The organism is Cellvibrio sp. GW822-FHT04B05 (genome assembly GCF_058800985.1).
The window spans coordinates 285,192-306,313 of record NZ_JBXAMU010000003.1; the positions used below are offsets into that span (position 1 = coordinate 285,192).

17 protein-coding genes are annotated in these 21,122 nt (G+C 50.2%); 11 read left to right on the forward strand and 6 right to left on the reverse strand.

The window, feature by feature from the left end:
• Positions 1-30: 30 nt before the first annotated feature.
• On the reverse strand, positions 31-1,092 hold the full coding sequence (locus AC1RJL_RS11140; protein WP_492913936.1) for an acyltransferase: 1,062 nt from the start codon (positions 1,090-1,092) through the stop codon (positions 31-33).
• Complete coding sequence (gene thiI / locus AC1RJL_RS11145; RefSeq protein WP_492913938.1) at positions 1,089-2,567, reverse strand: tRNA uracil 4-sulfurtransferase ThiI; 1,479 nt, start codon at positions 2,565-2,567, stop codon at positions 1,089-1,091. The genes AC1RJL_RS11140 and thiI overlap by 4 nt, the downstream gene beginning before the upstream one ends.
• 107 nt (positions 2,568-2,674) lie before the next feature.
• Between thiI and AC1RJL_RS11150 the strand changes: the two genes are divergently transcribed.
• Both AC1RJL_RS11150 and AC1RJL_RS11155 read left to right on the forward strand, forming a co-directional pair.
• The gene (locus AC1RJL_RS11150) at positions 2,675-2,875 is read left to right on the forward strand and encodes a hypothetical protein (protein ID WP_492913940.1); all 201 of its coding nucleotides are present in this window, start codon (positions 2,675-2,677) and stop codon (positions 2,873-2,875) included.
• A 257-nt stretch (positions 2,876-3,132) separates the two neighbouring features.
• Positions 3,133-4,215 (forward strand): hypothetical protein, encoded by a 1,083-nt coding sequence (locus AC1RJL_RS11155; RefSeq protein WP_492913942.1) that lies wholly within the window; start codon positions 3,133-3,135, stop codon positions 4,213-4,215.
• A gap of 72 nt (positions 4,216-4,287) precedes the next feature.
• Here the strand turns inward: AC1RJL_RS11155 and AC1RJL_RS11160 are convergent, their stop codons facing one another.
• Positions 4,288-5,496 carry a cation:proton antiporter gene (locus AC1RJL_RS11160; protein ID WP_492913944.1) on the reverse strand — a complete coding sequence of 403 codons (1,209 nt, stop codon included), beginning with the start codon at positions 5,494-5,496 and terminating at the stop codon, positions 4,288-4,290.
• Between the two features lie 581 nt (positions 5,497-6,077).
• Here AC1RJL_RS11160 and glnA point away from each other — a divergent pair.
• From glnA to AC1RJL_RS11185, 5 genes are all read left to right on the forward strand, one after another.
• A complete protein-coding gene (glnA, locus tag AC1RJL_RS11165; RefSeq protein WP_492913946.1) occupies positions 6,078-7,478 on the forward strand; it encodes a type I glutamate--ammonia ligase in 1,401 nt (466 codons plus the stop codon).
• A gap of 134 nt (positions 7,479-7,612) precedes the next feature.
• On the forward strand, positions 7,613-8,149 hold the full coding sequence (locus AC1RJL_RS11170) for a DUF4124 domain-containing protein (RefSeq protein ID WP_492913948.1): 537 nt from the start codon (positions 7,613-7,615) through the stop codon (positions 8,147-8,149).
• Between the two features lie 153 nt (positions 8,150-8,302).
• Positions 8,303-9,376 carry a nitrogen regulation protein NR(II) gene (glnL, locus tag AC1RJL_RS11175; RefSeq protein ID WP_492913950.1) on the forward strand — a complete coding sequence of 358 codons (1,074 nt, stop codon included), beginning with the start codon at positions 8,303-8,305 and terminating at the stop codon, positions 9,374-9,376.
• Positions 9,363-10,799 carry a nitrogen regulation protein NR(I) gene (gene glnG / locus AC1RJL_RS11180; RefSeq protein ID WP_492913952.1) on the forward strand — a complete coding sequence of 479 codons (1,437 nt, stop codon included), beginning with the start codon at positions 9,363-9,365 and terminating at the stop codon, positions 10,797-10,799. Before glnL ends, glnG begins: the two co-directional genes overlap by 14 nt.
• Positions 10,800-11,141: 342 nt before the next feature.
• Positions 11,142-12,632, forward strand: a complete 1,491-nt coding sequence (locus AC1RJL_RS11185; RefSeq protein WP_492913953.1) for a methyl-accepting chemotaxis protein — start codon at positions 11,142-11,144, stop codon at positions 12,630-12,632.
• Positions 12,633-12,689: 57 nt separating this feature from the next.
• Here the strand turns inward: AC1RJL_RS11185 and AC1RJL_RS11190 are convergent, their stop codons facing one another.
• Complete coding sequence (locus tag AC1RJL_RS11190) at positions 12,690-13,850, reverse strand: GNAT family N-acetyltransferase (RefSeq protein WP_492913955.1); 1,161 nt, start codon at positions 13,848-13,850, stop codon at positions 12,690-12,692.
• A 153-nt stretch (positions 13,851-14,003) separates the two neighbouring features.
• Between AC1RJL_RS11190 and AC1RJL_RS11195 the strand changes: the two genes are divergently transcribed.
• The 3 genes from AC1RJL_RS11195 to AC1RJL_RS11205 all read left to right on the forward strand — a co-directional run bounded on the left by AC1RJL_RS11195 (position 14,004) and on the right by AC1RJL_RS11205 (position 17,232).
• On the forward strand, positions 14,004-14,657 hold the full coding sequence (locus AC1RJL_RS11195; protein ID WP_492913957.1) for an exopolysaccharide biosynthesis protein: 654 nt from the start codon (positions 14,004-14,006) through the stop codon (positions 14,655-14,657).
• A gap of 16 nt (positions 14,658-14,673) precedes the next feature.
• Positions 14,674-16,245: a TerC family protein gene (locus AC1RJL_RS11200; RefSeq protein ID WP_492913959.1), complete on the forward strand. Its 1,572-nt coding sequence runs from the start codon at positions 14,674-14,676 to the stop codon at positions 16,243-16,245.
• Positions 16,246-16,668: 423 nt separating this feature from the next.
• A complete protein-coding gene (locus AC1RJL_RS11205) occupies positions 16,669-17,232 on the forward strand; it encodes a hypothetical protein (protein WP_492913961.1) in 564 nt (187 codons plus the stop codon).
• 80 nt (positions 17,233-17,312) lie between these two features.
• On the opposite strand, the gene AC1RJL_RS11210 is transcribed toward AC1RJL_RS11205, so the two are convergent.
• Positions 17,313-19,223, reverse strand: coding sequence for an ATP-binding cassette domain-containing protein (locus tag AC1RJL_RS11210; RefSeq protein ID WP_492913963.1), 1,911 nt, complete (start codon positions 19,221-19,223; stop codon positions 17,313-17,315).
• A 50-nt stretch (positions 19,224-19,273) separates the two neighbouring features.
• Here AC1RJL_RS11210 and AC1RJL_RS11215 point away from each other — a divergent pair, with 50 nt between their 5' ends.
• Positions 19,274-19,804 carry a TIGR02444 family protein gene (locus tag AC1RJL_RS11215; protein ID WP_492913965.1) on the forward strand — a complete coding sequence of 177 codons (531 nt, stop codon included), beginning with the start codon at positions 19,274-19,276 and terminating at the stop codon, positions 19,802-19,804.
• An 89-nt stretch (positions 19,805-19,893) separates the two neighbouring features.
• Here the strand turns inward: AC1RJL_RS11215 and AC1RJL_RS11220 are convergent, their stop codons facing one another.
• Positions 19,894-20,763, reverse strand: a complete 870-nt coding sequence (locus tag AC1RJL_RS11220) for a hypothetical protein (protein WP_492913967.1) — start codon at positions 20,761-20,763, stop codon at positions 19,894-19,896.
• Positions 20,764-21,122: the final 359 nt, after the last annotated feature.

Sequence of the window (21,122 nt, forward strand, 5' to 3'; positions counted from 1 at the left end):
ACAGATAGGTAAGCAAGTCGCATGACTTGCTTACCCCACAATAAATCTGCTGTTCTTTTTAAATGCAGCACGAATCAAAACGGCAATTCCCGCCGATCCATAAAACTGCACCAAAAATACCACCGCAAAAACCAGTAAACTGGTGCCTACATCCGGTACAGGGAAAAAGGGTTTCATCACTTCAAGTGCGGCAATATTTTCCAGAGCAATTGTCAGCAGCGGATGGATAAAAAATATCGGGAAGCTCAGTTCGGCTAGCCAGCGTAGGTGTTGTTGCAGCCATGGCCAGCTTACATGGTGGCAGAGTGCAAGCATGGCGATGCAACCGAACAGGTTTTGGATAAATTGCAGATCCCAGCCGTCGTAATGAAACGCGGCGGTGTGGTAGTTGCCGATGTGTACCCACAGGTAGGTTTGTGCGAGAGCGGTAGCTGCAACTACCAGCAAGCTGATAATGAGCAGGGGCCAGTGCCAGCGACGCAAGGATTGTTCGTACTGTGAAAATACAATTCCGAGTAAATAGTAGGGTGTGAAATAAATCAGCGACTGTAAAAAGTTGGAATTGGATTCCGGGCGATGCATTAATACAGCGATAAACGCGAAAAGAACCAGTACAACTATTTTCATTGGAAGATGGGTGCGGATATAAGCGATATGTAATGGCGAGCACAAAAAAGTGAGCAAAATAAATGGGATATACCAGTGCGGGTAAAGCACGTAACCGTTGCGGATGGTGTACCAGGTATTGAGCAGGTTTTGTTGCCAATCCAATCCGTCTTGCCACCAGCCCAGCATGCGGATGGTTAAAGCAACAAGAGAAATGGTTAAAAAGGGAAAGAGTAAGGCGCTAGCTTTTTTTGCAATAAACTTCTTGTAGTCAAAACGTGCGTAGAACACCCGATGAAAGAAAAAGCCGGAGATAAAAACAAACAGGCCGGTACCGCCGCGCAATAAATTTTCCAACAAAAGTGGAAACACCGGCTGTGCAAGAAAAATAGAGTGCCCGAGTACGATCATGACAATTGCCAGACCGCGCAGGTAATCAAATTCGACGAGTCGCTCCTTCTGTGTTGTCAGTGCAGCTGAACTCATGAAATAGTGCAGGCACTCTTAGGTTCAGGGCGATAAACCCCCACATTTAAATGGCCCGCATCTTTCAAGTTGGCCGCATGCAATTGGCTCATCACACCTTTTTGGCAATACAAATAATATTGCTTGCTCACATCCAAATTGTTGAATTGATTATTGAGCGAGTAAAACGGAATCGCGAGGATATCAATTCCAGCCAATTTTAGTGGATTGGCTTCTTGCTCATCGGGATGGCGAATATCGATAATCACATCCTGTGCGTTGACTTCGCCTACCATCGGCACGGATAAATCTGCATCCAGCTCGTCAACTATCTCATCAATGTTTTGCGCGCGGCGTTCTTCAATCGCGCGTTCCAATACCGCCATATCAAAACGCGATTCTTCATATTCCACTTTGTGCAATTTCGCACGCGTGGTTGGGTTAACCGAAATCACGCCGCAATATTCCGGCATGCTCGCGGCAAAACTTTCAGTGCCGATTTTGCGCGAGAGATTAATGATGTCGCCCTTGTCCATGGTGGCGAGTGGCCGCAACACGATCATATCAATCGCGCGATCAATTACGTTCAAATTAACCAATGTTTGGCTGGAAACCTGCGCAACACTTTCGCCGGTAACGAGCGCAGGAATTTCCAGCGACTCGGCGACCTTTTCCGCTGCGCGCAACATCATGCGCTTGAGTGTGACACCCATGTACGGGTTGTCGACTTTTTCGAGAATTTCGCGCACCACATCTTCAAATGGCACGGTGACAAATTTAACGCGATGTGATGCGCCGTATTTATTCCACAAATAATAGGCCACTTCTTTTACGCCGATTTCGTGTGCGCGTCCGCCGAGGTTAAAGAAGCAATAGTGCGCGCGCAGACCGCGCTTGATGCATAAATAAGTGGAGACGGTGGAGTCGAATCCACCCGAGATCAGCGACAGCACCGGATCCTGTGCGCCGAGTGGAAATCCACCGAGCCCTTGGGTTTTGCTGGTCAGCACCCATACGCGCTCGCCTTTGATTTCAAGCGGAACTATGACGTCGGGTTTGTGCAAGCTGACACCTTTGGCATCCGAATGTTGCAATAAACCGCCACCGACATATTGCTCCACTTCCACCGAGGTAAATGGATGCTTGCCCACGCGTTTGGCGCGCACGCAAAATGTTTTGCCGGCGATACCATCGCGCCAGTGACGTAAGGTGTGCTGGAAAATCGAGTCCAGATCGCCGAGCGGGTAGTCGTTCAGCAGCGCAAAGTTGGCGATACCGGGGGTGCGCGCCAGCACGTCGGATACCTGGGCGACCACTTGCTCATCGGCATCCGGACAGCGAATTTCAATCTTTTCCCAATCGCGCTGGACATCAATATCAACGCCCAGGTTGCCCAGCAATATGCGCAGGTTATCGCGCAGTTGCTTGATAAAGCGCTTACGCACCGGCGGGCTTTTGATGATGATTTCGGAAAAAACTTTAACGACAAAATGCATGGGTGTTGTGCCTGGCTAGGTGCAGCAACCGCTGCTAAGGGACGGCGCAGTGGCTGATTGGGGTAAAAAGGCGGCGATTATAAAGCAAGCGGGCGCTAAAAGTGCGCTTGAGCTGCTTCATTTTACTCATCTCAAGCGCTTCGGAAGAGCAAGCGGCAGTCGCACGCGAAGTGGATCGCAACATCATCAAGGTCAGCGACCTCTCCACCCAATCTGCTGCCCGTGCCAACCAGACCAGCGCTTCAGCACAGGAGCTGGCGCGCCTCGCCACTGAGCTGAACACGCTGGTTGCGCGGTTTGGTAGCTAAAAACGAGCTGCTTTTTTTGCCGGGTGAACGCCCGGCGTTCAGAAGCAGCTCGCCCTTCACTAAATCTCCTTTCCTGGCTCCCTTGCGAGCGCCGGATTTTTCGTGGCACGTGATAGTTATTACGAGAATTGCTGTGGGGGAAAGTGTCATTAATTCTGCACATAAGCTTCATTAAAAAGTAACAAGCTTTACATGTTTGGCTCCTAGAGTTGCGCGTGGCGTTTTGCCATCCACCGAACCAGGGAGAAGACGAAATAATGCTTAATAAAAAAATGCTTACGATATTGGCGCTGGTGTTTTCTGCGTCAGGTGTGAATGCTGCTTTTTATGATGACCTCGTGTATCACCATGCACCGATTCATTATCAGGACACCGACAGTTCCAATTATCCCGCTGAATATATTACGGCGATAGATTACGACTCGGATTGGGTGTCGACCAATAATTGGGAAAACCTTGCGACCGGAGATTTGTCCGCCAAGGTTTATTTCTCGGTGACAGAAAGTTGCAGTCACTATTTTATTATTTACGGTTTTTTCCATCCGCGCGATTGGAGTGATACTGCTTTTGATCAGGAGCATGAGAACGATATGGAAGGCGCATTATTTATTGTGCGCAAAAATGGATCGACTTATGGCGTGCTTGAAGGCGTGATGACGGTTTTCCATAAAGATTTTTTCTCCTTCACTCCTGCGGGAAGCCCGTTAACTAATGGCAGTGAAACAATCGACGGCAGCATTACCTTTACCAACTTCGATGGTTCAAATCGTGCGCGTCTGGCGCAGGAAGCGAAAGGGCATGGATTAAAAGCCTGGCCTTATATCAACAACTTTACCGGCGCGAATAATCAGGACGGCATTATTTATTTTCCATCGCGCACAATCAGCGAAGTTCCTTCGTCAGGTAATGATCGCTCGGTATATTACACATTGGTGAGTATGACCAAGAGTAATGGTCTGTGGGCGCGTGCATTAATGGAGGCACCTGTAGCGAGTGCATCAGCACAAACATTTAATAGCTTCGGCACTTTTAAAGGTAATACTGGCGGCGGTTGTGGCTCTGGTTTGAAAACCTGCAGTAGCAATTCTGCTAATACGCCCTGGGGATGGGATGATCAAAACGATGGTAATAATTATCGCGGTGCAATGGCATTGGATCCAATTTCATTAACCGATTATTACTTTAATGGTTTGGGTTCGTTCAGCACTAAATATATCAACAATCAGTTCCTGAAAGATTTGCAGGTGGCGGGTTACAGTTCCGGTAATGTGCCAGCGGGTTTTCCATCGGAAATAAATCTGAGTCAGTTGTATACCAAGCTGGGTAACACTTGTCCTTGAGTTTGGTTCGTTGGAATTTTAATTACAGGTTTGATCGACAGGCATGGTGCACATGCCTGTCGGATTGCGTAATTATTTCGAACGGAAAATCAGCTCGCGAATTTTTGCCAGCTTGGGCGACACCACCGGCACTGTGAGCATGGTACTGGCGACGGCCATAATCAGCAGCGCGGTGAAGGTCTCGCTGGTGATGATTTGTTTGTCGAGCAAAACGTTGGCGAAGATGATCATGATCAGTGCTTTGGTTTGCAGCAGCCAGCCGATAATCGACGCTTCACCTTTCTGCCATTTCAATATTTTGCCCGCTGCATGAACTCCCACCAATTTGCCCGATACCGATGCGACCAGCAGGATGGTGGCGGCGATAAATACGGTTGAGCCACCCACTTCCCAATTGGTGCGCAGGCCGGTACTGAGGAAGAAGACCGGCATGATGATCATCAGGACAAAATGGCGCAGCTTGTCCATGTCTTCCTGGTTAAACCACTCGGCATCCATCACCGCGCCCGCAAGGAACGCTCCCACCATAAAGTGCAGGCCGGCCCAGTCTGCCGCCAATCCACACAGTGCCAGCCAGATAAAACCGGAGTACCAGCGGTCTTTTTCCGGAATGGCCACCATCAACTTGCGGAATAGATAGCTCGCAACGGTGAAGGCCACGAGGAACATTCCCTGGCGACCCACGCGCTCCCAATCCAGCAGGATCAGCGCCAGTACACCCCAGATGGCAATGTCATCGAGGCTGGCGTAACGCAGGATGCGCTGGCCAATCGGCTGGCGCAGGACTTCCAGTTTCTCCATCAGCAAAATCAAAATCGGCAGCGCGGTTACCGCACAGGCCATGCCCACACCGAGGATAAATTGCCAGGTCATGCCTTTGGAGCCCATCCATCCGTCGCTGAATGACATAAGTGCAACGGCCGCTGCACAGCCAAACAGCAGCGGGGTGCCCAGCGCGAGGCCTGCAGTGATGCCGCTTTCGCGTTTGTATTCCCAGGCCTTTTTCAGGTCGAGTTCGATACCGGCAATCCATACAAAGATCATTACCGCCCACCAGGCGATGCCGTTGAGCGACTTGATGACATCAGGATTAAACACAAAGGTGTAGTACTCGGGGAAGGCATTACCCAGCACGCCCGGGCCGAGCACAATCCCCATAATGATCTGTATAACGACCAGCGGCGCCCAATAATCGGTTCGGCCGAGGCGCCAGATCAGGTAGGGAACGGTAAAGATGATCACCATGGCGATCAGGAATATTTCTGTTGTTGTCATGTGCATTATAGAAAGCCCTTGGTTCTTATAGATATTGTGTATTTTTATCTGCGCCGGAACAGCTGCGCGGCGCAGGCTACAGGGATTTTGTGTGCCACTCGAACCAAACTTTATAGATATTTACTATAGGTTATGCGCTGGAGGCTGGCAGTTGCGAAAAGGGCTGGGCAATCCTGCTAAACGGTGATGTGAGAGCGTAAAAAATGATGCAAATTGGCGCACGCAACTGGCACACTAGCGCTCGCTTTGCAGGGCAGCCAAGGCAGTAGGATTGAAGTGACAAATAATGATCCTTAATGGTGCAAATTTAAAATTTAATGCATTTATTTGGTGCAATTACTCTAAATTTTGATGTGTCTTATTGCGGGAAAGCCTTATTTTTAAAGGCGTGTTGCTATTTATTTTAAATGGCATATATTTTGCCCCTTTTCTGACACCCTAGTCTTGCCCCGCTCACCGAAATGAGTCGCGAGCCCGGATGAAGTGGGGAAAATTTTCAGGTAAATCGCCCGTCGGGTTGTTTATCGACCGCATAACAACTTTTCATAATCCGTAGCCTTCGGGCTATTACAACTTGGAGGCATTCAATGTCTAAGACTTTAGACCTGATCAAAGAACACGAAGCTCGCTGGATTGATTTGCGCTTCACCGATTTCAAAGGTAAAGAGCAGCACGTGACTTTCCCATCAAGCGTTGTTAACGATAGCTTCTTCGTTGATGGCAAGATGTTCGACGGTTCTTCTATCGCTGGCTGGAAAGGTATTAACGACTCAGACATGATCCTGATGCCGGACGATTCAACTGCCGTTCTGGATCCTTTCTACGACGAAGCCACCATCAACGTGCGTTGTAACATCGTTGAACCTGCAACCATGCAAGGTTACGACCGCGACCCACGTTCCATCGGCCTGCGCGCTGAAGAGTACCTGAAATCAACCGGTCTGGGCGACGTTGCCCTGTTTGGTCCGGAACCGGAATTCTTCATCTTCGACAGCGTTCACTTCCACTCAGGTATGGGCGGCGCATTCTACAAGATCAAATCTGAAGAAGCTGCATGGCAATCAGGTGATGACATCGAAGGTAAACACGGCCATGCTCCACGCGTAAAAGGCGGTTACTTCCCGGTTGCGCCAATCGATTCCCTGCACGACATCCGTGGCGCTATGTGTAACGCGATGGAAGCTATGGGCCTGGAAATCGAAATCCATCACCATGAAGTTGCTAACGCTGGCCAATGTGAAATCGGCGTAGGCGCTAATACCCTGGTTAAGAAAGCGGACGAAGTGCAGATCCTCAAGTATTGTGTACACAACGTTGCGCACCAATACGGTAAAACCGCTACCTTTATGCCGAAGCCGCTGATCGGCGATAACGGTTCAGGTATGCATGTTCACCAGTCTTTCTCCAAGAACGGTAAAAACCAGTTCGCAGGCGATTCATACGCCGGCCTGTCTGAAACTGCCTTGTACTACATCGGCGGTATCATCAAGCACGCCAAAGCATTGAACGCTTTCTGTAACGCTTCCACCAACTCCTACAAGCGTTTGGTTCCAGGCTTCGAAGCTCCGGTAATGCTGGCTTACTCTGCACGTAACCGTTCTGCTTCTATCCGTATTCCTTACACTGTTGGTGAGAAAGCCAAGCGTATCGAAACCCGTTTCCCTGATCCAACTGCTAACCCATACCTGTGTTTCGCTTCATTGCTGATGGCGGGTATCGACGGTGTTCTGAACAAGATTCATCCGGGCGAAGCGGCGACCAAAGATCTGTACGATCTGGAGCCGGAAGAAGAAGCGGAAATCCCGCAAGTGTGCTCATCTCTGGAAGAAGCGCTGTCTTCTTTGGAGGCAGACTACGAGTTCCTGTTGGCAGGCGGTGTATTCTCTAAAGACTTCATTGATGCTTACATCGACTTGAAGAAACAAGAAATCCAGCGCATCAACATGACGCCGCACCCGGTAGAATTCGAGCTCTACTACAGCGTGTAATGGGTCAGGTTTTGCTGGTTCGCTGGCAAAACTGCGAAACACTCCGGAAAAAGCCCGCACAGGAAACTGTGCGGGCTTTTTCTTTGGGGGATGCGGGAGTACCCTAGGGAAAACCGATTGATAAGGGGAAGCTAATGCGCAATGTGTTGATATTGATCTTATTGTTGGCGCAGGTTGTTGCTGCGGATGTATACAAAACTGTCGATAAAGACGGAAAAATCAAATATACCGATAAACCTGCGACTGAAAATGCTGAAAAACTGCAGTTGCGTGAAATCAATACTGTACCTGGCGCCCAGCCGCTGCCCAATTCATCGCCAGTGGATTCATTCCAATCGCAGCCAGCTGCAATCAACTATCAGATTGGCATTATCAGCCCGCGTAATGACGTGAGTATTCCGGTTGGGCAGCGCGATCTCGCTATCGCCATCACCCTGAACCCCGCGTTACAAGGTGGGCATTTGCTGGTGTATTTCATGAACGGCGAGCTGCTGGAGGAAACTACTGCAAACAACATCATTGTTAAGGATGTTCCGCGCGGTACCCATACTCTGGTGGTCGAGGCGATTGATGCGGATGGTCGATCTTTGGGCACTTCTGCGCCTGTTCTCGTGAACGTTATTCGCCCAAATATTAAAACCAATGCCCTTCCAAAGCCCAAGCCAAAATGAGCGCACCGTTTTGGTGCTATGATTTTCCTGAAAATCCCCAAAATGGACGACTACTGCTGCTAAACCCGCGAAATCAAGCTAATTTCTCACTTGGTTTGTTTTTTGCAGTAGCCTTCATGCCCATTGTCGAGGCGTTCAGGAGAGCAGTAGCTGGTGAGTCCGCGCGATATCTTCAAACCCATACTGGATAGCTTAAGTACTGCCATTATTCTGGTGGATACCGATTTGCTGCTCTGCCATATGAATCCTGCCGCCGAAGCGTTGCTCGCCATGAGTTGTGAGAGCAATACCGGCGAACCTATCACCTATTTTTTCTACGAATCCGATGAGACTGACCGCCAGTTAAAAATTGCGGCAGCCCAGGCAAACCATTACACCAAGCGCCATGCAGAGTGGCGTTTACTCAGCGGTGGCTCCATCACCGTGGACTACACCGTGACTCCGTTTGGCAATCACGACGGTTTGATTATCGAGATCCAGCCGATTGATCGTCTTTTGCGTATCAGTCGCGAAGAGATGCTCACCACCTCCCATGAAACCACGCGCACTCTCGTGCGTGGCATGGCACATGAAATCAAAAACCCCCTTGGCGGGATTCGCGGTGCGGCGCAATTGCTGGCGCGCGAGCTGCCCAATTCCGGTCTGACCGAATACACCAATATCATTATTGATGAGGCTGATCGCCTGCGTAATCTGGTCGATCGTATGCTCGGTCCCAACCAGTTGCCCAAATGGCAATCGCTGAATATCCACGAGGCGATTGAACGCGTCGCGAATATCATCAAAGCGGAAAGTAGCGATGCGATCAAGATCGTACGCGATTACGATCCGAGTATCCCTCCCATGCAGGGTGACAAAGAAATGCTGATCCAGGCGCTGCTGAATATAGTGCGCAACGCTATGCAGGCGCTGGTAGAGGCGAATGTCCTCAACGGTGTGATCCAACTGCGCACGCGTATCCATCGCCAATACACCATTGGCCGCAAGCATCACTCGTTGGTGTGTCGCATCGACATCATCGACAACGGCCCCGGCATTCCGGCCGACATGATCGAAAACATTTTCTACCCGATGATTTCCGGCCGCGCCGAAGGCACCGGGCTTGGCCTGACCATTTCACAACACCTTATCCATCAACATCATGGCCTCATCGAGTGCCAAAGCGAGCCGGGCAAAACCCGCTTCTCGCTCTACTTACCAATGGAAGCGCAACATGCAGAAGTCTAATAAAGTCTGGATTATTGATGATGATCGCTCGATCCGCTGGGTACTGGAGAAGGCCCTGCAAGGTGCGAACATTGAAACCCGCGTGTTTGACTCGGGCGATAGCGCCATGAGCCAGCTCAATCGCGATACGCCTGATGCGATCATCAGCGATATCCGCATGCCGGGCACCGACGGTCTGACGCTGTTGGGCAACCTGCACAACACCCATCCGCAGATCCCGATCATCATCATGACGGCACATTCCGACCTGGACAGCGCCGTTGCGGCCTATCAGGGCGGTGCGTTTGAATATCTGCCCAAACCCTTCGATGTAGATGATGCCGTCGCGGTAACCCAGCGCGCCCTCGCTCATGCGCAGGAGCAAAAAACCGAGCATGGCGCCGAGGCAGCACTGGAAACCAATACCGAAATCATCGGCGAAGCGCCGGCGATGCAGGAAGTGTTTCGCGCAATCGGCCGTCTGTCACAATCCAATATCACTGTGCTGATCAACGGCCAGTCGGGTACCGGTAAAGAGCTGGTGGCGCGCGCCCTGCACCGCCACAGCCCGCGCCGCAATGAGCCATTTATCGCACTTAATATGGCAGCGATTCCCAAGGATTTGATGGAATCCGAGCTATTCGGCCACGAAAAAGGTGCTTTCACCGGCGCGGCTGCCCAGCGCCAGGGGCGTTTTGAGCAGGCTAACGGCGGCTCATTGTTCCTTGATGAAATCGGTGATATGCCTGCCGAGACCCAAACCCGTCTGTTGCGCGTATTGGCGGATGGCGAGTTTTATCGCGTTGGCGGCCACACGCCGGTGAAAGTGGATGTGCGCATCATCGCCGCTACCCACCAAAACCTGGAGACCCTGGTGGCCGATAACCGTTTTCGCGAGGACTTGTTCCATCGCCTGAATGTGATCCGTATCCATATCCCCAAACTGGCCAACCGCCGCGAGGATATTCCCAAGCTGGCGCGCTTCTTCCTGCATAAAGCCGCGACCGAATTAAATGTCGATCCGAAAGTATTGCTGCCGGAAACCGAAGAGTATTTTTGCACCCTGCAGTGGCCGGGTAACGTGCGCCAGTTGGAGAACACCTGCCGCTGGATTACGGTGATGGCGTCCGGGCGTGAAGTGCATATTGAAGATCTGCCGCCCGAGCTGCTCGAAAACAAAGAGACCAGCACGCCGGCGGATGACTGGGAAAAAGCCCTGCGCCATTGGGCGGACCAAGCGCTTACCCGCGGCCAGCACCAGTTATTAAGTGAAGCCGTACCGACCTTCGAACGCGCCTTGATCGAAACTGCATTGAAATACACAGCAGGCCGCAAACGCGATGCTGCCAACTTGCTCGGTTGGGGTCGCAACACCCTGACACGCAAGCTCAAAGAGTTGGGAATGGCCGGCGGTAATGATCCGGACGGTGATGGCGATGATTAATCGCGAGTAAGTTAACCGGCAATGGGCAAAAATTGCCCGTTGCCTGACTTCTCCGCTATATTCTTTGCGGCATCAAAAACATCTTTTTAGATCTTCTTTTCCTGCTAAGGCAGCTTTACAAAGCTGTGTCTATACTCTGCTAACTGGTATACAAATGGCCGCCGGCGTAATCTGTTTCAGCATTCAGGTTCGCCGGTTTACTACTACAGCTCACTAAAAATTAGCCCCGTATCCAGCAAAAAAGGCAAATTCCCCATCGTCACCTCAAGATTGATGCAGGTTTGCCGTCAATAACAGCTGACATTCCAATAACTCTAATAGCCGAATACATTCGGGGGAAACATGGTACAAAAATCTTTACTCACCAAATTGATGATGGTGCTTACTGCTGCCATGGTGGCTATCGCAGTAATCGTGATGTTTACCAATTATCGTATTGCAGCGAGTGCTCAGGAGCAGAAACTTGACGCTGAAACCTCGGCAATGATCGCATTGACTAACAGCTCAATTCTTGAAGCTGTTTTTGCTTATGATTTCCAACAGATCCAAGCCATCGCCAAATCCCTCGTTAATACCTCGCTGGTGACATCAGTCAATGTTGTAGATCATCGCGGCCAGTTGCTTGCCAAAGCAGCGGACGATGACCGCAGCGAAAACCAGATTACCCGTAAAGCCATTCCGATTGTGTATGCCGGCAACACGATTGGCAGTTATGACATCAGTTTTTCTACGCAAGAACTAAGCGATACTCTGCATGACCAAATCCAGGCCAATGCGCTGACGGTTCTGGCATTGCTGGCGGCAAGTTTGATTACGGTGTATGTATTGATTCGCAGTGTGGTGCTGGCACCGGTTGATGAGGTGACCCGCTCGCTCGCGACTATTGCTGGTGGGGGTGGGGATTTAACCCGTCGCTTGCCGACCGACAGTAAAAATGAAATCGCCGCGCTCGCGCATAATTTTAATCTGGTGATGGAGCACATCGCCGATATTATTCGCAATGTGGTGCAGGTAAATGACAAGGTGCGCGTCAACGTGAATAAGATGAGTGGCGCGACCGAAAGCACTGTGAACTCCACCTCGCAACAACTGCGCGAAATTGAGTTGGTAGCCACGGCGGTAGAAGAATTATCCGCATCAGCGACAGAAATTGCACGTCACGCGGGGGACACTGCCGAGCGCACTAATGCCACCAGTATTCTTGCCGAAGAAGGCAATACTATCGTTAATCTTTCACTCGAAAACGTAAATCGTCTCACCGGGCAAATTGAATCTACCGCGCAAAAAATCCAGGTGCTGAAAAACAATTCCGTCAATATCGGCTCGGTGATGGAAGTGATCCGCACCATCGCCGAACAAACCAATTTACTGGCACTGAACGCGGCGATTGAAGCAGCGCGTGCCGGTGAACAAGGGCGCGGTTTTGCGGTGGTCGCCGATGAGGTCCGCTCACTCGCACAAAAAACCCGTTCATCCACCGAAGAGATTGAATCGATTATCGTGCAGCTGCAACGCGCCGCCGATGAAGCGCACCAGGCGATGAGCACCAGTACGGCATCCGCACGTGAAACGATTGATACCGCCTCGAAAGTGGGCGGGGCGCTCGATAAAATCCGCGCCAACATCGGCATCATTAACGATATGAACCATCAAATTGCTACGGCATCGCACCAACAAAGTTCGGTGGCAAATGAGGTGAGCAAAAACATTACTGCGATTCATGGTTTGTCAGAAAATGTGGTAGAAAATGCGCAGATTGTGAATCACAGTGGTAGCCAGTTGATCAACGAAACCGGCGAACTGAAAAAACAAATCGATAGTTTTAAAGTGTAATTCTTTGCACAGAGTAAAAAAATGGCGTACCGGTTGCGCCATTTTTTATGCTCGAATTTATTCTGTTTCGTTTTGTTTAAAGGGTAGATGGGCGCGAGCGTCTGCCGCATACACATGAATGGAATCTGTTTCAGTTTCGATAAAGTTTTCAATTGCCGCGCGAAATCCGGGTTCCTGAATCCAGTGATTGGAGTAAGTGATTACTGGCTCAAAACCACGCGCAATTTTATGTTCACCCTGCGCGCCGCCATCAAAACGTTGCAATTGGTTGGTAATGGCGTAATCAATTCCCTGATAGTAACAAGTCTCAAAATGCAGGAACTGGTATTCCTCGAAACATCCCCAGTAGCGCCCGTAGATGGTGGTGCTATCGCGCATAAATAATGCGGCGGCGATTATTTCCCCCGGGTGATTTCCTGCTAATTTGTGTGCGCTGATCATGACCAGATTGTCACTCATGCCGGCGCCAAGTTGTTGGAAAAAGGCTTCTGACAAATAACCGGTGTGCCCGCTACGTTTTAAATAGGTATTGCGGTAGAGCGCGTAAAATAATTCCCAATCACGCGAATCAATTTCGCTGCCTTCTTTTATTTCAAAACGGAATCCCTGTTCTTGTACCTGACGCCGCTCTTTCGCAATATTTTTGCGTTTGCGCGAACTCATCTGCGCAAGGAAATCATCGAAATTTTTGTAGTTGCGATTAAACCAATGAAACTGGCAGCCGATGCGTTGCGGAATTTTATTGCTGCGCAGTTGCGCGCTGAGATTGCTGTCAGGAAATAAACAGTGCCAACCGGAAAGTTCTTGCTCCTCACACAACCTGGTAAGTGAACGGCTAATGTTTTCGATCAATGCCGGTGTTTGATGCCCGGGGGCGCATAACAAACGCGCACCAGTGCAGGGCGTAAAAGGAATTGCACCAATCCACTTTGGATAATAGGGAAAACCGCAGCGGCGATAGGCATCGGCCCAGCCCCAGTCAAAGACGTATTCGCCGTAAGAGTGGTTTTTGATATAGCCGGGCATGGCGGCAATTAATTGCTCTCCCTCGCTCACCACCAGATGCTGTGCCTGCCAGCCGGTTGTTGCTGTGGTGCAGCCGCTATCTTCCAGCGCGGCCAAAAATTCGTGGCGGATAAACGGATAATCCGACGGGCGGAGGTGGTTCCACTGCGCGGCATTTATCTGATGGATCGAATTAATAAAACGGATTTGCACGGCATTGCCCCTGTGAATGGCGGAATCATGGCGGATCTTATGGGTTTTACGGGTTTAAAAAACGTAAAGTTTCGCAACCAGCGACCGGCGCGCTAGGCATTGTCATCCTCACTACAGTAGAATCCAGCCATCTTTATAACATCTGGTTTCTCAATGTCTTTGTCTGAACCCGACCCTGGATTTCCTGCCCAGCGTCATTCCAGCGCCAGTTTATCCTCCTTATTGTTGGCTTTTGCCGCAAACTTTAGCGCCGAACGGGTGCGGGTGCGCGACATTACCGAGTCCCTCGGTCAGCGCTCCTTCGGTTTTATTCTGCTGATTTTCGCCCTGCCCAACTCTTTGCCGATTATCGGCATTCCCGGCGTTTCGACTATTACCGGCCTGCCGATGTTGTTTGTCGCTGCGCAGATGGCGCTCGGCCACGATCGGGTCTATTTGCCGGGCTTTATCGCCAACAGTTCACTGGCCACTGCCGATTTCCAAAAGCTGATCACCAAAGTAGTGCCATGGCTGCAACGCGTGGAAAAACTGATGAAACCGCGCATCGCCATCCTCACTCAAGGTAGCGCAGAGCGCTGGTTGGGCGCGTTCTGTTTTCTGCTGGCGTTCCTGTTGGCGCTGCCTATCCCGCTCGGTAACCTGCTGCCGGCGCTAGGGGTTCTGTTTATCTCCCTCGGGTTGATTGAGCGTGACGGTGTGTGTGTGTTGGTGGGGTTGGGTATCGGCATCGCCAGTTGGATGTTTCTGAGCGGTTTGGTGTGGGTTCTATTCAAGACCACCTTGGCACTTATTGATCGTTTGATTTAATCCTGGGGAAATAATCGTGGAATGGATAGCTGATCCCGGCGCCTGGCTGGGATTGTTAACCTTGATCGTTCTGGAAATCGTACTGGGGATCGATAACCTGATCTTTATTGCGATCCTCGCTAACAAACTTCCTCCGCACCAGCGCGACAAAGCCCGCGTGATTGGTTTAAGCCTCGCGCTATTGATGCGTCTGCTGCTATTGATGGGCATTTCCTGGTTGGTCACCCTGACCGAGCCGCTGTTTAGCGTCTTCGATAAATCCCTCTCCGGCCGCGACCTGATCCTGTTACTGGGTGGAATATTCCTGCTATTCAAAGCCACTGTGGAGGTCCACGAACGCCTTGAAGGTAAAGTACATCTGCCGCGTAACACCCAGATACACGCCGCTTTTTGGGCGGTAGTTGCACAGATTATTGTGCTCGACGCGGTTTTCTCGCTGGATGCCGTCATTACTGCAGTGGGTATGGTTGAACACGTCGAAGTCATGATGATCGCCGTGGTGATCGCCATGGTGATTATGATCGTGGCGAGTAAAGCACTGACCGATTTTGTGAATCGCCATCCAACGGTGGTGATGTTGTGTCTCGGTTTCCTGCTGATGATCGGTTTCAGTCTGGTGGCCGAAGGTGCCGGGTTTGAAATTCCCAAAGGTTATCTGTACGGCGCGATTGCCTTCTCGGTGTTGATCGAGATTTTCAACCAGTTGGCGCGTTCCAATCGCACACGCAATTTGATCGGCGAACGGCCGTTGCGCGATCGCACCGCAGAAGCCGTATTGAAATTATTGGGCGGACGCAGCAATGCTGACGAAGTCGGACATGATATTGCCGGTATGACCTCGTCCGATAGTGAAGAGCTGGCATTTGAGCACAGCGAGCGCAGTATGATCCGCAGTGTATTGCAGCTTTCCGATCGCCCGGTGCAATCGCTGATGACGCCGCGCCCGGATATCGTGTGGGTCGATGCCAGCGCGACACCGGCCGAGTTATTGGAAATCCTTAAAACCACGCCGCAAACCCGTTTGCTGGTGGCGCGCGATGAGTTGGATAATTTGCTTGGCGTAGTACAAAGCCGCGACCTGCTGACCGCCGCACTCGATAACCAACCGCTCGATCTCGCCAAATTGGCGCTCTCACCGCTTGCGGTACCTGAGGGCACCAGTGCGCTAAAACTGCTGGAAATGTTGCGCCAGGAGTCTTTGCCGCTCGCCATTGTGATCGACGAATACGGTAGCATCAGAGGCTTGGTAACGACGGGCGATTTGCTTGCTGCGATTGCCGGTGAATTGGCCGATACCAACGACGAGCCGCTGGCAGTCCAGGCGGATGATGGCTGGATGCTTGACGGCAGTATTTCGTTAGAGCAGCTTGAAGAATTGTTGCACATCAGACTTGAACGCGGCGACAGCGATTATTTTACCCTCGGTGGATTAATGCTTGAACAATTGCAGCATGTGCCGGTAGTCGATGAAGAAATTACGCTTGCGGGTCACCTGTTCCGTATTAAAAATATGGAAGGTCGCCGCATATTGCACGTACATGTGATACCCATTGCGGATGATCCCGGTATCACCCAGATCGGTTATTGATTTGTCTTTTTTCTTTACATAAGTACCGTAAATCGACAACGTAAATGAATAAATAAATCGGTGTTTTATTGCAGATTTATTTATTTAATTTCTCTATTTTGAAAAATCAATTACCGATGAAATAGTTTCCTAAGTGTGTTTCCGCACATCTTTTTATTTCATCTTGTGCGAAATTTGCCAGCGAAAACGAATGGATAATATTTTTACGCGAAAAAATGTTGGCTAATGATTATTCGAGAACTGTCGCACTTCATCTTCGCAAACTTCATCAGATAATGCGCGCGCAAAAATACTATCCGCAACCTGTTCAGGATTCATTCATCCTCGCAACCTAGTATCACTCGCGAATTTCAGTTTTAACATTACTGCTGTATTACGATGATTGCACATCGTAGCAAGCAACCATACCGGAGAGACCATACTATGAAAAATTCAATTAAAAAAATGACTTGTGCACTCGCTGTTGTCAGTGCATTTGCCAGCGCGAGCGTAATGGCACGTGACGTGATCAGCTATAACTACGCTAGCCTTCAATATATTGATCAGGAAATAGACGATTTCGATTGCAGCCAGGATGGTTTGCGCATCGCAGGGAGCTACGCATTAAACAGCGACTTTTTTGTGGTAGGTTCTTTCAGTGATGTGAGCGGCGGCCGTTGTGGTTCAGAAAACTATAGCGCCGGTATCGGTTACCGCACATTGTTTGGTGCAGATTCAAGCATCTACGGCACATTGAGTGCGGAAAATACTTCAGTTGATCATGGCAGCAGCGATTCAGGTTTGATTGCAGCAGTAGGTGTGCGTGGCTTTTTCGCACACAACCTCGAAGGCAAAGCGCAACTGGCCCACCACACTGCATTTGACGGCAATACCGTACTGAGCGGTGGTGTGGCTTATTGGTTTGCGCCAACTATCTCGGTAACAGGCGATGCTGGTTTGGGCACGGAATCATCAGAAATTGCTGTAGGTTTACGCATGAATTTCTAATGCGTTAAACAATTTTCTGACAATAAAAAGCCGGCTTGTTGCCGGCTTTTTATTGTCGAGTGAAAACTATTGTTTCGGTCTTATTGGTTTGCCGCTTCCAGCTCTTCACTGACCATCAGCCAATTTTCTTCAGTCTCTTCAACGTGCGTTTGCAATTTGCCTTGCTCAGCGATCAGCTCTTGTAGTTTGGCTTTGTTTCTATCGTCGTAAATTGTGCTATCGCCCAATTGGGTTTCAATTTCACTTAAGCGTTTCTGCAGTTTTTCCAGCTGGGTTTCCAGGCTCTTCAGTTTATTGGTCAGCGGTTTTAACTGCGCGCGTTGCGCAGCAGATTGTTGGCGCTGGGCTTTTTTATCAACTTTGCTATCGCCATCATTGGTAGCGCTAGTTTCTTTTTCTGCCGCAACAGCATTGGTTTTTTGTTGCTGCATCCACTTGTAATAATCTTCCAGGTCGCCATCGAATTCGCTGACTTTGCCATCAGCCACCAATAAAAATTCATTTACGGTGTTGCGCAATAAATGGCGATCATGCGATACCACGATCACCGCGCCTTCGAATTCTTGTAGCGCCATAGTGAGGGCATGGCGCATTTCCAGATCGAGGTGGTTGGTGGGTTCGTCGAGCAACAGTACATTGGGTTTTTCCCACGCAATAATCGCCAGCGCCAGCCGCGCTTTTTCGCCGCCAGAAAAATGCGTAATAGGTTCAAATGCGCGTTCGCCGTGGAAATCAAAGCTGCCGAGGAAATCGCGAATTTCCTGCTCGCGCGCCATCGGCGATAAACGCTGTATGTGCAGCGCCGCAGAGGCATTGATATCCAACGCTTCTAATTGATGCTGGGCAAAATAACCGAGCTTAAAATGCTCGCCATTAGTGCGATCACCAGTAATCAAGGACAATGAGCCCGCGAGCGTTTTTACCAAGCTCGATTTACCGGCGCCGTTGGGGCCGAGCAAACCAATACGGGTTTCAGCGCGAATACTCAGCTCAACTTTATTCAATACCACTTTGGTGCCGTAACCAATGTCGGCGCGTGCGATATGCACCAGTGGTACCGACATCTTGTCATTGCATTTAAAGGTGAAGCTGAACGGCGAATCGATATGTGCGGGCGCAATTTTTTCCATGCGCTCCAACTCTTTAATCCGACTCTGCGCCTGGCGTGCTTTGGTGGCCTGCGCGCGGAAGCGGCGAATATAACTTTCGACGTGCGCAATGCGCTCCTGCTGCTTCTCAAAGCTCGCCTGTTGCTGCGCAAGTTTTTCGGCGCGCTGGCGTTCAAAGGCCGAGTAGTTACCGCTGTAGTTATCGAGTTTTTGTTTCTCGATATTCACAATGCGATCGACAATGTTGTCGAGAAAATCGCGGTCGTGCGAAATAATGATCAAGGTGCCGGGATAGCGCTTGAGCCATTCCTCCAACCACAGGGTTGCATCCAAATCCAAATGGTTGGTCGGCTCATCGAGCAATAGTAAATCGGACGGACACATCAATGCCTGCGCGAGATTCAAACGAATACGCCAACCACCGGAAAAATCCGATACCGGGCGTTTATCATCACCTGCTGCAAATCCCAACCCATTCAGCAATTGCTGCGCGCGTGATGGCGCGGTGTAAGCGTGGATGTTTTCCATATCGCTGTACAAATGCGCGAGCTTTTCACCGTTATGCTCAGGGTCGGTATTCGCCTGCGCAATTTCCTGCTCCAGCCGACGCAATTCGCTATCACCGTCGAGCACGTAATCCAGCGCACTGCGTGTAGTATGTCCTACCTCTTGTGCCATATGCGCGACACGCCACTGTTTGGGGATATCGAGTGTACCGGTATCGCTGTGTAATTTGCCCAGCAACAATTGGAACAGGGTGGATTTGCCGGTGCCATTGGCGCCGATTAAACCGACTTTCTGGCCCGGATAGATAGTGAGGTCGGCCGCATCCAATAAAAATTTGGTGCCGCGCTGTACGGAGATGTTTTGTAATTGAATCATGGCGCGCATTCTAGCAGACTTGTCCCAAACCACTGCTAGCGGATTTTGTTATGCAAACTGCTCCCTCTGTTTCTTGTCCTGGTTTGTGGAAGTTCTCCCTCGAACGCTATACACGCCCCGGTGTTGCCGATATTTGCCTGCATTTGCAGGATGAGCAGGGAGTCAACGTCAATCTATTGCTGTGGTGCGCGTGGCTGGATGCGCGCGGCCTGATGGTGGATGCCGCACGCCTGCACAATGCGCAAAAACGTATCCGCGGTTGGGATGAGCATTACGTGGTTCCCCTGCGACATCTACGACGCAGGATGAAGGTCGAATTTGGCGTCGCTGATGAAGGGATTGAAGCGGTGCGCACGCAGATTAAACAAGCCGAATTATTGGCAGAAAAACAATTGCAATGCTGGTTGGAAGCGCTTGTGCCAAGTTGGAATGACAATGGTAAGTCCAGCGCAAATTCCCCTGCGGATTGGAGCAATGTGCGTTTTTATTTGCAGCACATGAGTGTCACCGATGTGGCAATCACACAATTGCTGAAATTGCTTGGTGATGAGGCAGATTTATCAGCACCAGGAAGCGTCTAGTTAATTGGTGCTCTTATTGTGTTGCTTTGAATTTATTTTTTGGCAATAAAAAGGGCGCCCATGGCGCCCGATTTAGGTGTACATACTATTTAGTTAAGTGAGCCTTTATCGTCATCGAAGGGGAGGCGGGTATTCTCCACTACAGGCGATTCGACATTAGTTTCCACTTTATTGTTTTCTACTTTCGGCGTTTCTACTGCTGGGGTTTCTACCACTGCAGGAGTTTCTACCGCCGGTGGAACTTCACCGGGCAAGGGCGCATCAACTACTTCAGCTGCCTCAACAACTGGCGCTGGTGTGGCTTCTGTTTTCAGTTCCGGTTTCTTTGCAGGCGCTTTTTTCGCAACGGTTTTCTTCGGTGCTGCTTTTGGTTGTGCTGGTGCTACCGCTGCCACTGCACTTGCTTCCGGCTGCTTCACTTCAGGTTTTGCTTCTGATTTTACTTTGGCTTTTGTTCTTGCAGCCTTGGGTTTTGCCGTTGCAGTCGTTGCGGATGCAACTGTTTTACTTTCAACAGGCGCCGCTTTTTTAACTGCCTTTTTTGCTGCTGCAGTTTCAGCGACTTCCGCCTTGGGCAGTTTTGCTTTGATGGTTTTGGCCGCTTTTTTGGTTTTTCCTTTGAGTTGTTCGGCAACCGCTTTGGCGATTTCTTTGGCAGATGCTTGCGCTGATTTTAATTGGTCCAATGAAGCTTGTGCACTTGCAACCGCTTTTGTCTGCACAGCCAAGTCTTTTTTAGCTTGGCTCAGGCGCGCTTTGGCGGCAGGGGTCTTACTCTCTTTTGCTGCCAAATCCGCTGCTTTTTTCCTGGCGCTTGCCAAGGCCTTTTGTTCTGCTGCCACTGCTTTTTCAGCAGCAGTTAATTCTTGTGCGCGCGCTTTGTCCAGTGCAGCACTGAGTTTGGCGATTTCTTGTTCCAATTCGGCAATCGAATTTTTTGGAGTTTTGGGGGCGGCCATAAAAAATACCTGTATGAAAAAAGCGTTGGAAAAGAATAATGGGTAGCACAGCAAACTGTCGTTGTATTTCGGGCGAATTGTAGCTGTGCATCGCAAAAAAGTGTATGCCTGTATTGTTGGATTGGGTCTGAACTTTGTGAATCGTGCGCAGTCTGAATCGGTTCTGTTGTCAGGCAACTTTGTGCGCCTTGTAGTAAATGGGGAGGCAGTACACACTTTGGTCGACTGTTTAGCGGGGGTTGGCGCTAAAAACGCGCACTTTTGGCTGTAGTTGGTATACCATTGCCGCCTGCTCTGGCGCCGCAGTAAGGTGTCGGCTAGGACCAAGCGAGCGGTACGCTTGCTTCATACAGACAACG